Source organism: Aeromonas sp. QDB11, from assembly GCF_027705265.1.
In the GTDB taxonomy this organism is placed as follows: Bacteria; Pseudomonadota; Gammaproteobacteria; order Enterobacterales; family Aeromonadaceae; genus Aeromonas; species Aeromonas allosaccharophila.
The window spans coordinates 1-11,328 of the sequence record NZ_JAPDBM010000094.1 but is presented as its reverse complement, the minus strand read 5'-3'; the positions used below and the strand labels follow the sequence as shown (position 1 = coordinate 11,328).

Genomic DNA, 11,328 nt, shown 5'->3' with positions numbered 1-11,328 from the left:
GAAGGGTACCACCAATCAGCAGTTGGCCACCTCTCGCCATTCATCCATGAGTGTCGCACTTATTATCTGAATTCCCGCAATAACCTAGGTCTGCCAAGGCGAGGTTGGCGTGATGGTCTCTCCATACGCCCGAAGGTCCGACGACCAGCTGGCAATACCGCCAATATTTGCGTATCCAGCTTGGTCAGATAACTCAGCGCATTAATCAGGTTTATGCGCTTGGTTGTATCGCTGTAGTGGACCATCCCAATACCATCAGTTCCCCATTCCCGATATTCCTCCCGCCTGACCTGACAATTGAAATAGCTCCCGTTATTGTCGGACATATCTTCCCATACCTCTCCCAGCGCTATACCCAACGAGATATCTCGTTGGTGAACTGCCCCATTAAAAATGAACGTAATGTGGGTATGGAAACGTCTATCAACACCGAACTCCAGTTTCCAGATATAGCCTAACAGAGCGGGATATTTGTTCTGTACTCGACGAAGGTAACAATTCCGATCTTCCGTCACGAGGTCTAACGTGAGCTGGTCGTAGTAGTCTTCGTGATAGCCGATATCCAATCGGATGACTAATAGCTTGGCATGCTGGTCGAATAGGCTATTAACATACGTCGCTATACTGAGCTGATTGCGGTTCTTAGCGCGTTTGAGGTTATTGAGGCGCTTACGGTGCGCCTTACTCTTGAACTCTCTTAGAAACGCATACAGCGCGTTATTAATATCCCTGGCTAATTCGTCACCGACATCACTATCAAGATATCGCTCATGGATGAGGTGCAATCCATAAATCTCTCGCATATGCGTTAGGAATAGCGCTACCGTTGGATGCGCTGACGATACCTCCTCATGACAATAAAAATAATCAGACACGGTATCCAACGCATTAAACAGTTGGGTTGATGGCCTACGGTCAATGCAAGTGATGCGTGACTTACCAGGGGCTGAATTAACAGCCCTGACAATAGGAAGCGTTGTATTTTGGAGCAGGTCTGTTATGGATAGGATATCTAATAGTCTGACTGAGTTAAACATGAAGGCCTCGCTTAGGCAGGAGTAACCCTACGCTGTGTTATAGACACACGCGTATATAGGGGCGATTGGTGGAGTGGTATTGGCTAACTATGCTGGTGGTAGCATGACCACCACATGGGAGTGGTGTAATGGTACGCGATAGTGGTAATGGCTATTGGTTGTATATGGGGGGCTGTACATAGCGTAGGAATAGTATTGAATAGAAGTGATATTAAATAATAAATATACCTAAACGTGATACGCCTGCCTCACCTACGAAAATACCAAAAAACATATATAAGAAGGAATGGTTATTTCCCTAATCCATTATCCTATCAAGGCATGACTTATAACACTGGAAGTTATGGAGCTCACTAGGGATGGAAAAGAACATTCAAGACTGGCTTCTACCAATAAGCCAGCTGTCAACATCGTGCTCAAACCAGCCAATAGAGGACTGACCTATCTTGAAGGGTTTGGGGAATGTCTCGTCATAACGAGGAGATTTGGGGTTAAGCCAGTCATAGATAGTAGACCTGGCCATGCCAATCTTGTTGGTGAGGTCCTTAATGCGCAGGACTTTGATGGTGTTGTTCATGGTGTGTACTCCTGATGATGTAGTGGGTTGTTTCATCAGAAGAGCGGGCCAGTGAAAAAAAAGATGGTAGTTCAGCGAGCTGAGTGGTCATGATGCCAAATACAAGTATGTGCCTTCATATTGGTAACTTTCTATGGTTTGGAATGGTCACCCTCTCGGTGCACATAGGTAGCGATAGCCGGAGTGGTAGCCATAGGTAGGAGCATGCACATAGCCCATGGAGAATGAGTGAAAATTCAGATGAGCTTCGCTTTGCCATGCAAAGTCACTTCCCATGTTAAGTGTGATCATGGTTATGTACCATGATTTGTAGCTAAGTGTGCGAATCGGACATCTAGAAGTCCGCCATTTTACTTCTTTGCATTTTTATCGTGATATTCAGCCGGAGTTATGGTTATTTGATAGACAAGTAATTCATCATCATAGCTAGTGACGTAAAAGGAGAATACTCATGACTGACGAAATTGATGTGATAGCAAAAGAAGAAAGGAGGAAGGTAGATAAGGGAGAAACAGAAGAAATAATTAAAAAGTTTTCAATTTATGAGTATAGCGATTCCCTACTGAAAGCAGCTCAAAGAAATAGAACTTATGCCCATATTGCAGCTACGATAAGTAGAGGTCTTATGCTCAAAACATCTGAAATTGATGACTATAGACTTCATTTTATAAAATCTTTTGGGGTGAATCGGCGCCATTACCTGAAAAGAAGTCGGATTGTTTCGGGTGACGCTGATTTCTTTGAACGAATTTTTATGTTGCTTAGATATATTGGGACTATTCGAAAATACAGTTACTACCATTTACCTATGATTGGTCGGCGGATTTTTGAAATAAGTAATTTGGAAGATGAGCAGAGTGTTAGCAAGGCATTCGAATTAATAAAAGATAGAATGGTAAGTCAAAAGGATTTATTGCCTGTGTATAGTGCGGCACAGAAGAAAGAGATTAGAAAGATACTTAGAAAGCTAATTTTGTCAAATATTAATGCATTTATTTCAGATGAAGACTTTGGGAGGCGTTTCAATGTGCATCCTGCAGTGCCATACTTTATTAAAGCTATAAAGTTTCATAGACTGTCAATTGATGGTGATATTGATTTCAATGAATATTACTCAGATGATGTTATTGGTGGGTTGGTAAGCTTTCTTAACGTTGTCTTTGACTCGAACAGCTATAAAGAAAGTGTAAGGGTGAGAGTGTTTAATGTTGAGCAAAATATTAAATCCATCTTTGGCTACGTAAAAGAAAAAGAGGAAGGAAAAGCTCATTATGTGGTCAGATTTAGTTTGGGTTTCAAACCAGAGATAGAGAATATGTATGCTGAAGATGATGACATCCATATCGAGTCTAGTAATGTAGCTACACCGTCTGAAAAAAAAGACTTGGATAAAGATCCATTGAAAATGTCTTCCCAAACCGAAGGCTTCAAATACAAGCTAGAAGAGTTAGTCGATGGGCGGCGCAAGCTCTTTATAAACTGCTCGAGAAACCCATTATTTAGGCATGTGGATGGATATATTTGGAAGTTGGACTATTGCTCTATCAGAGGATACTACATGCATGTTTTTTTGTTTTTAGGTCGAGGCTGGGAGCATAAACTTGACATAAGAGAGACGATGGGGCAACTCTGGAAAAGCACTATCATAAAGGACGGTAAAGGGGATGTTTTTGCTTATCCTGGAGATAGGTATGAGTTTAATTTAATGGATGGTGACAATAGTTGCCATGCTTTATATGAAGAGTTAGAGGCTCTATTTAGGCAGGATATTTTAGCCCATGTAGACACAACCCGTTCAAATGGTAAAAAAGCACGTTCTTTTGGCAAGGGATCGCAACACAAGCCAGTAAGGAATAGATCTAAATATAAATTTTCGCAACAGCCTAAGGATTAAGATAAATCCACAAAATTGAGCCGTGGATTACTCACGCCAGCTAAAAAAACAAAATTCGCAACTTTTTGCGTTATACTTTCATGGCTTGAGCGAAGTATTGCTCGAATCTGTGCTTTCTGACATGCCAGAGGCGATAAGGGCGAGTATGCCAAGTGGCAAAGGGTCTATCAGGATCACCGGCAGCAGACCACCTGACAGGCAAGGCTAATGGCCAGGGAAGGCGCCGCATCAGCTTTGTGCTCATCAGGTGGCTGCGTAGCATAACGGAGCAGACAACAAGATGGCACTAGCTGTACAGGCTGGGTAAAAATACATGGAGGGTAAACCCGGTGTACCCTCCATAGGCACAGTCTACAAATCACTGAAGAAAGTGCTGTGCTCCCCTACCCCACTTGTAGATGCACAATATTGTCTGGCGGTTGTTCTGATGGGTTTAAAATCCCTCCCCACAACTCCAGCGCCATTTTTTGTTCCGGTAACCGAACCGTATGAACATAGTGAGCCATTACACCAGGTAGAGCATGGCCTAAAATTTGTTCCACGACATGAGGGGCAATCCCAGCCTCGTTTAGGCGGGTCGCCAAGCTCCTTCGCAGATCGTGCCATGTCCAAGGGGCGCTATGCCCGAGCCGCTTCCAAATCCCCCTTCCCCACTGACTTACCGCTTCTGGTCGCTTGAGTTCCCCTAGCAAGTATGGGGATGACTGTGCGGCGGCGGCTTTCAGCAAGGCGTCTATCGTCGGCCGAATAAAATCAGGTATTGGTCTCACGATTTTATTACCTGTTTTTGAGTTAGACGCAGGTACTGTCCATGTACCTTCGGCTAGATTCCATTCTTCGGGTGCTGATAGCCGAGCTTCTTGAGTTCTTGCACCGAACGACAATAGAATCTTGGCCAAATTTCCGTAGTAGCAATATGGACCTAGCTTCTCAGCCCAATCCCATAGTGTTCGCAGTTCTTCTAGCGTCAGAACCCTATCTCGCTTACTTGCTTTTTGCCCAACATCAGCGACGGTCAAGTCATCCAATGCATTACTCACTGCAAACTGTCTGACACGGCAAAACTTCAGAGCATGCTTACAGTTTTGAAAACAATACCCACTAGCCACAGGTGCTACCTTCGAGTACTCGTCAAAGACACTCAACCAGTGACGGGTATCACAATCTGACAAAGGAAGATCTCCGATACGGGGATAGACCCACTTCGCAAATTGCTGGCGATGCTTCTCACTGTTAGACCTTTTCTTATCAGCGTGATGGCAGAGCCAATACTCGAGTGCATCTTTAACCGTGACAGGCTTCAGCCTTTCATCTTTCCCGATCCGCGTCATCAAGGCGGGATCGTTGCCCTCTTCCAACCAAGCTCGACATTGCGCCGCCTTTTTCCTTGCTTCGGAAAGCGACAACCCCCCCTCCTGACCGGTATAGGATCCCAGAGTCAGGTTTTTTGCCTTGCCTACAATTCGATAACGGTACACGAAGCTGACTTTTCCGCTATTCCTCCACAGAACAGATAGCCCATCCCTGTCCGCAACCTTTCTGGGCGTATCATCATCGTGACCACGCAGCATTGCTTTGAGTTTTGAATCTGAGATTGCCATTTTGAACCCACATTTGAACCCACACTTGTCTTATATCCCCTAAGATAACTTTAGACAACCATGGAAAGTTAAACCATATAAATCAATGATATGTCTACTAATTATAGACATCACCAAACAGCATTAGACAAGCAGTGTGATAATACGGCATGAACTGATTGCTGGCCGCGAGCCGCGACGGCGGTTCAAGGCAGATGCGAAAGGCGCCAGGTAGCAATACCTGGCGCCTTTCCTTTATGCTCTCCCCTCCATTTCACCATGACGACCCCGATGAACCGCACTCCCCTGCTGCTGATGGTACTGGTCACCCTGCTGGCCGCCGCTGGCTGGCTCTTCTCGAAAGAGGCGATCCGCGAACTGCCCCCCGCCGCCTTTATCGGCAGCCGCTTCCTGCTGGCCGCCCTACTTTTGCTCCCCTTGGCTTGGCTGCGTGAACCACCGCCGACCCGCGCTCAACTGCTGCGCGCCGCAGGATGCGGCACATTGCTCGGTGCCAGCCTGCTGCTGTGGGTTACCGCCATCAGCCAGAGCGATGCGCTGGGCAGCGGCGCCTTTATCATGAGCGTCGCCACCCTGATGGCCCCACTGGCCGCCTGGGCCGCCTTTCGGGCCAAACCCGGCCGCCACTACTGGCTCACCCTGCCTATCGCCATCGCCGGTTTGCTGCTGCTCTCCAGCAGCACCCACTGGGGTGGAGATCACCCAGAACAAACAGGAGTGTCGCTCTCGCTGTTCTGGTTTCTGGCGGCGGCCACCACCCTCGGCATCCAGCTCGCCGTCCATCGCCACTTTGCCCAGTCCATTGCCCCCACCTGGCTCACCTGCATCCAGCTGGCGATGACCGGCCTGCTCGGCACCCTGCTCTCCCTGCTGACCGAGCAGTGGCCCGAGGGCGGGATCAGCCACGGCATCTGGGGCTGGTTTGCGGCGAGCGTCTTGATCGCAACCACATTACGCTACTGGCTGCTTACCCACGCATTGAGCAAGATGACCACCGCCCACGCCGCCCTGATGATGCTGCTGGAGCCGGTCTGGACTCTGCTGCTGAGCACCCTCTTCTATAGCGAACCGCTCGGTGGCGCCAAACTGGCCGGTGCCGGACTGGTGCTCGGTGCCCTGGTGCTCTACCAGCTCCCCCTGCTGTTGCGCAGTGCCAGGCTAAAGCCCACCACCTGAGTACCGATAGCGGGTACCACTGACTACATACAAAGACAAACGGGCCTGCGACTGCAGACCCGTTTTTATTGCTGGCTATCCATCCCTTGGCGCTGACAGAGGCGCATCGTCATAAGAGAAACTCAGAGGCGGGAGACGAAATAGAGATTCACCAGCTTGATAAAGTTGCGCTTGCGTTTGTATTCGGTCGCCAGCGCCCGGAGCTGCTGGCTAAAGTTCTCCTGCAGCGCCTTGTCATCCCCAAGCGATTGCTCCCGCTTGCGCAGCGCCGCCGCAGCTTGCTCATAGCCATCGTTCTGACCTGTCGCCACATAGCTGGCGGCAACCCGAAAGGTATAACTGATGGCCAGCAGCGGATTGTCCGGGGCGATCTTGTCCGCCAGGGTAAGCATCAGCTCCGGGCTTATCTTGTGGATGGCCACCCAGTTGCAGGCATCCAGCACCCGCTCCTGATCGAGATAGAAGCGCACCAGCGCATCCTGATGAGAGGATAAATTGAACGGCTGACTGACCGCGGCCTGATCCTTGAAACACAGCTCGGCCCAGGGCAGCAGGGTTTCGTCCTGCCACTCCAACTGTTGTTGCAACTGGCGCAGCCGCTTGAACCCGTCAAAATGAGGCATCCGCTCGAACCCGGCCCGGGCCAGACGCCATGCCCGCCCCTTCTCGCCAAGGGCGATAGAGAGCCGGATCTCGACCTCATCGCACTCACTCTTTTCATGGGGTGATACCGCCAGCTTGCGCGCCTTGGCGAGCCAATACTCCCCCTCCAGCGGCTCATCATGATCGCAGCAGATGCTGCAGAGCCGGAGCCAATCCCGTGGCATGGTGGCAATACTGGCCAGCAAGGTCAGCTCGCGCCGCCAGTCACCGGCCGCGCGGGCCGCATCCAGCAAGGGGAGGGTATAGCGTTGCAGATCCCAGTCATACTCATCGCTCGGCACTCGTTCCACCCGCAAGCTGGCGAGCTTCTGCTCGCAGCGCGCCAGAAGGGCCGGACTGTGCATGATATCGCCAAACGCCTCCTCTGCGGGGAAGATATCCTGCGGTTGCTCGATGAGGTGAGTAAAGAGCCAGTCGATCTTGTCACTCTCTGGCCATGGCAAGCGAGCAAAAAGCGCAGGGAGGCGTTCGCAGAGCGCAAACTCCAGCTCGCAGCGATCGCCATTGGAGTCATCGACCTGTAACAGCACGGTATTGAGCCGGTCCAGCGCGTAACAGGTCAGCTGCCACTGCTGCTCGAGCGGGAGGGTATCGATCCCCTCCCAGATCTCTTCAAACAACGCTTCGGCCTCGCTGAAGTAGTCGCTCACCTCCCGCCACTCCCACACATCCCGCTTGGGCAGCGCCCTGTTGATCATGCTTTTCAGTTTGGCCGGCGAGAGCGGCTGCTCACTCAGTTCTACTTTCCTCAACCAATAATCCCAGCGTTTCGGGTCGCGCCGGATCTCATCGATCAGCACATCGAGCAGCGCCGGTTGCGCTTGCCGCTCGAAATAGCCGCGCAATCTGGCCCGCGCATCGGGCACCTGTGCCACCGAGCCCTCCTCACCATCCAAGCCGCTGAGCTGCATATTGAAGGCCAGCGCGGTGGCGACTCCGTGCTTGCAGAGCGTCTGATAGTCGGCAGCGGGGCAGTTGCAGTGACTCACCATCGTACGCCCGCACTCCAGTCTTACCCGATAGAGATGACTGCCCTGTACCCTGGCGGTGATGGTCTCACCATCCTGAGCGAGCTGCTGTACCGCCCCCTGACTGGCCAGTTTCACCCCCTTGGCAAAGCTGGCGTCGCCGCTTTGCGCCTTGAGTTCGGCAATATCGATCAGTTCAGCAGAATGTGAGGTGCTGTGGGCCAAAGGGGCTCTCCTTCTCCGGTGTGGCTATGGTCAGATGGCGCCATACATGTGATGGCAGGGTTTATCGAAAGCAGATCGCATCAAAGCTCGGTGTCTCATCCCATATGGCGTGCTGATACTCGTCCCAGCGCTCGGCCAGATAAGGCTTGATGGTTTGCAGGATGGTGATGGACGCGAACTGCGCATGCAACTGTTTGATATCGCACTGCAGGCAGATAGTACCGATGAGCCTCTAACGCGAGAGCTGTCTTCTTCGCTCTCTGTTTGAACTTGTCCAAGGCGCCCCCAGGTCACCATATCACCTGATTGCTGGCAATCTGTTAACGACATTTAACCCTTGGTATCCACAGGGTTAAAGGGCATACCCCATGAAAAAATGCCATATGGCCAGCTTGATGGAGGTCACATTCCTCCCCCGCGACCCTCCCTATCATGCCCCCATCATTCGCCAGCCCGTCAAGTTGGCGATGGCACTTAAAGTGGAACACTCACGAATAACAAGAGAACAGACCATGCAGCAAACCAGCCCCCTCAAAACGGTCACGGTCAGCATATTGGCAACCGCCATGCTGATCTTTGTGGCCCAGTACCTGATAGGCAAGCAGGAGATCAAGATCGGCATCGCCATCATCCCGATCCTGCCGATGCTCTTTGCCGTCATCATCGGCATGTGCATTTCCGCCAAGCCGATCAAGGATCGCATCCCCGGCTGGAAGCAGCTCTTCACCGAGAAAGAAGAGGGCTTCTGCGGCAAGATGGTGGGCTTCAGCCTGCTGATCCTGGGCACCCAGTACGCGGGGATGATCATCCCCAACCTGAAGATGATCCTGAGCGTCGGCGTACCGCTGTTCCTGCAGGAGATTGGCAACCTGCTGCCGATCCTGATCGCCATTCCGCTGGCGGTGAAGTTCGGCTTTGGCCGTCGCGCCATCGGGGCCTGCTCCTCCATCAGCCGTGAGCCGTCGGTTGCGGTCATTCAGGGCAAGTTCGGCACCGGCTCCCAGGAGTACATCGGCGTGCTGGCCATCTACCTGTGCGGCTCCGTCATCGGCACCCTCTGGTTCAGCGTGCTGGGCAGTATCGCCCCGCTCACCGGTCTGCACCCGCTGGCGCTGGCCGCCGGTTCCGGCGTGGGCTCAGGCTCCATGCTGAGTGCCGCCTCCGGTGCTCTGATCAACGGTCTCGACGAAGCGCTGGCCCAGCAGGTGCTGAGTATCGCCGCAGCCTCGAACCTGCTCTCTTCTGCCCTCGGCGCCCTCTCCCTCACCTATCTGGGTCTGCCGCTCGCTGAAAAAATCTATGCCCTGACCGCCAAAGGAGAGAAAGCATGAAAAGCATCGTAATGGATATGCGGTTCGTCTTTCTGGCGATCCTGCTGGCCATGTTTACCCAGACCCTGACCACCGGCACCCCGCTCTGGCTGATGGGTGACAGCTTCATCGCCATGTCACTGGTGGTGTTCGCTTCGCTGATTGCCAAGCGCTACCTGCCCTCCTCTCTGCCGGCGTTTGCCTATGCCACCATCATCGGCATTCTCATCTGCCTGCCGGAGACCCCGGTGCGCGGCCTCTTTATCGATGCCGTCGCCAAGATCTCCTTCCTCTCCTGCTGCGTGCCGCTGCTGGCCTTTGCCGGTCTCTCGGTGGGCGGTCAGCTGGAAGAGTTGAAGAAGATGTCCTGGAAAGTGATTCTGATCTTCATGATCGTCTCCACCTGCTGCTTCTTCGGCGCGTCGCTGGTCGCCCAGCTCGGCTTCTCCATGCAAGGGATCATCTGATGAACAACATCCACATTGAGCCAGCCCTGCTGGCCCTGCGTGACTTCAGTCAGGAAGTGCGCCACCACCTGCACACCATTCCGGAAGCCTCCGGCGTCGAATTCAAGACCTCGGCCTACTGCCGCGAGCTGATGGCAAGCTTTGGCTATCGCCTCACCGACTACCCGGGCTTCACCGGTTTCCACGGCGATCTGGTGGTTGACCCGGTGCTGCCGACCATCGCCTTCCGCGCCGACATGGATGGCCTCGAGATGCACGACATGAGCGACGTTGCGTTCAAGTCGAACCACGAGGGGATGGCCCACAACTGCGGTCACGACTCCCATATGGCGATCGCTCTGACCGCCGCCAAGTTTCTGGCCGCCAACCGCGATCGCCTGCAGTACAACGTCCGCTTTATCTTCCAGATGGCGGAAGAGGATATGCGGGTGCCGGGCGCCGAGAAGATGGTGGAGCTGGGCTGCATGAAGGGAGTAGACGAGGTCTATGCCCTCCATAACGACGGCGCCATGGAGACCGGCACCATCAAGTTCAACAACGGTGTGATGTCCTCCTGGGGCTCCGCCTGGACGCTGGATGTGCACGGCATCTCTGCCCACGGATCCACTCCCCACAAGGGGCTGGATGCCATCCGCGAAGCGGTGCGGATCATCGAGGATATGGACTACATCGTCGCCAAGCGCACCAGCCCGTTCAGCCCGGCGGTATTTGGCTGCGGCATGATCAACGGCGGCACCATTCCCAACGCCATCGCTGACCATGTACAGGCGCGCGGCACCATCCGCGCCATGGATGCCGAGACCGACCAGATCCTGAAGAACAGCTTCAAGGAGATCGTGGCCCAGAGCGAACTGCGCGGCTTCAAGACCAAGATGGTCTATGCCGGGTATCCGGCCGTCGAGAACCACGCCGATGCCTGCGCCCGTCTGTTGCAAGCGGCTGCCGACGTATTGCCCTCTGAGGGGATCAACGCTCAGGGTCAGCCGATGACCGGCAGTGAGGATTTCAGCTACATGGTCAACGCCTGCCGTGGCCGCAAGGGGGCCATGTTCTTCCTCGGCAGCGGCTGTCAGGCCAAGGGGATCTGCAACTACCTGCATGCGAATCCCTACTACCTCGATGACGACTGCCTGCTGGTCGGAGCCCAGATCTTTATCAATCTGGCAACGACTAAAAGCGCCTGACAGGCCAAGGGGATCTGCAACTACCTGCATGCGAATCCCTACTATCTGGACGATGACTGCCTGTTAGTGGGAGCCCAGATCTTTATCAATCTGGCGACCCGCAGCGCTTAATCACGCATCCTGAAAAAACAGAAGAGAGGCCAAGGCCTTAATGCCGATCAGTTAAGGATCCATTGACCGATCCTTCTGATGTGTGAAAATCCGAAACCTGTTGATTGGTTTCGGA

9 protein-coding genes are annotated in these 11,328 nt (G+C 52.8%); 5 read left to right on the top strand and 4 right to left on the bottom strand.

All coding sequences use genetic code 11. From position 1 onward, the window contains the following. Positions 1 to 62 precede the first annotated feature (62 nt). A complete protein-coding gene (locus OKC40_RS20810) occupies positions 63 to 1,037 on the bottom strand; it encodes a YagK/YfjJ domain-containing protein (RefSeq protein WP_270796830.1) in 975 nt (324 codons plus the stop codon). A gap of 373 nt (positions 1,038 to 1,410) precedes the next feature. Beyond that, the gene (locus OKC40_RS20805; protein WP_024945106.1) at positions 1,411 to 1,614 is read right to left on the bottom strand and encodes a helix-turn-helix transcriptional regulator; all 204 of its coding nucleotides are present in this window, start codon (positions 1,612 to 1,614) and stop codon (positions 1,411 to 1,413) included. A gap of 451 nt (positions 1,615 to 2,065) precedes the next feature. Between OKC40_RS20805 and OKC40_RS20800 the strand changes: the two genes are divergently transcribed. Beyond that, on the top strand, positions 2,066 to 3,508 hold the full coding sequence (locus OKC40_RS20800) for a hypothetical protein (protein ID WP_201976394.1): 1,443 nt from the start codon (positions 2,066 to 2,068) through the stop codon (positions 3,506 to 3,508). A gap of 383 nt (positions 3,509 to 3,891) precedes the next feature. On the opposite strand, the gene OKC40_RS20795 is transcribed toward OKC40_RS20800, so the two are convergent. Next, positions 3,892 to 5,109, bottom strand: a complete 1,218-nt coding sequence (locus OKC40_RS20795) for a tyrosine-type recombinase/integrase (protein WP_270796828.1) — start codon at positions 5,107 to 5,109, stop codon at positions 3,892 to 3,894. 270 nt (positions 5,110 to 5,379) lie between these two features. Between OKC40_RS20795 and OKC40_RS20790 the strand changes: the two genes are divergently transcribed. Beyond that, positions 5,380 to 6,285 carry a DMT family transporter gene (locus tag OKC40_RS20790; protein WP_270796827.1) on the top strand — a complete coding sequence of 302 codons (906 nt, stop codon included), beginning with the start codon at positions 5,380 to 5,382 and terminating at the stop codon, positions 6,283 to 6,285. 122 nt (positions 6,286 to 6,407) lie between these two features. Here OKC40_RS20790 and OKC40_RS20785 read toward each other — a convergent pair whose 3' ends face one another. After that, on the bottom strand, positions 6,408 to 8,141 hold the full coding sequence (locus OKC40_RS20785) for an SWIM zinc finger family protein (RefSeq protein WP_270796826.1): 1,734 nt from the start codon (positions 8,139 to 8,141) through the stop codon (positions 6,408 to 6,410). Between the two features lie 512 nt (positions 8,142 to 8,653). Between OKC40_RS20785 and OKC40_RS20780 the strand changes: the two genes are divergently transcribed. The 3 genes from OKC40_RS20780 to OKC40_RS20770 are packed head-to-tail and all read left to right on the top strand — an operon-like array spanning position 8,654 to position 11,102. Beyond that, positions 8,654 to 9,472 carry a DUF3100 domain-containing protein gene (locus OKC40_RS20780; protein WP_042658540.1) on the top strand — a complete coding sequence of 273 codons (819 nt, stop codon included), beginning with the start codon at positions 8,654 to 8,656 and terminating at the stop codon, positions 9,470 to 9,472. Then, a complete protein-coding gene (locus OKC40_RS20775) occupies positions 9,469 to 9,918 on the top strand; it encodes a hypothetical protein (RefSeq protein ID WP_042059844.1) in 450 nt (149 codons plus the stop codon). Before OKC40_RS20780 ends, OKC40_RS20775 begins: the two co-directional genes overlap by 4 nt. After that, positions 9,918 to 11,102, top strand: coding sequence for a M20 metallopeptidase family protein (locus tag OKC40_RS20770; RefSeq protein ID WP_270796825.1), 1,185 nt, complete (start codon positions 9,918 to 9,920; stop codon positions 11,100 to 11,102). Before OKC40_RS20775 ends, OKC40_RS20770 begins: the two co-directional genes overlap by 1 nt. The last annotated feature ends 226 nt before the right edge of the window (positions 11,103 to 11,328 follow it).

Coding starts and splice junctions, on each gene's coding strand:
- OKC40_RS20800 (WP_201976394.1), top strand. CDS start 2,066: ATGACTGACGAAATTGATGTGATAGCAAAAGAAGAAAGGAGGAAGGTA.
- OKC40_RS20780 (WP_042658540.1), top strand. CDS start 8,654: ATGCAGCAAACCAGCCCCCTCAAAACGGTCACGGTCAGCATATTGGCA.
- OKC40_RS20770 (WP_270796825.1), top strand. CDS start 9,918: ATGAACAACATCCACATTGAGCCAGCCCTGCTGGCCCTGCGTGACTTC.
- OKC40_RS20795 (WP_270796828.1), bottom strand. CDS start 5,109: ATGGCAATCTCAGATTCAAAACTCAAAGCAATGCTGCGTGGTCACGAT.
- OKC40_RS20775 (WP_042059844.1), top strand. CDS start 9,469: ATGAAAAGCATCGTAATGGATATGCGGTTCGTCTTTCTGGCGATCCTG.
- OKC40_RS20790 (WP_270796827.1), top strand. CDS start 5,380: ATGAACCGCACTCCCCTGCTGCTGATGGTACTGGTCACCCTGCTGGCC.
- OKC40_RS20805 (WP_024945106.1), bottom strand. CDS start 1,614: ATGAACAACACCATCAAAGTCCTGCGCATTAAGGACCTCACCAACAAG.
- OKC40_RS20810 (WP_270796830.1), bottom strand. CDS start 1,037: ATGTTTAACTCAGTCAGACTATTAGATATCCTATCCATAACAGACCTG.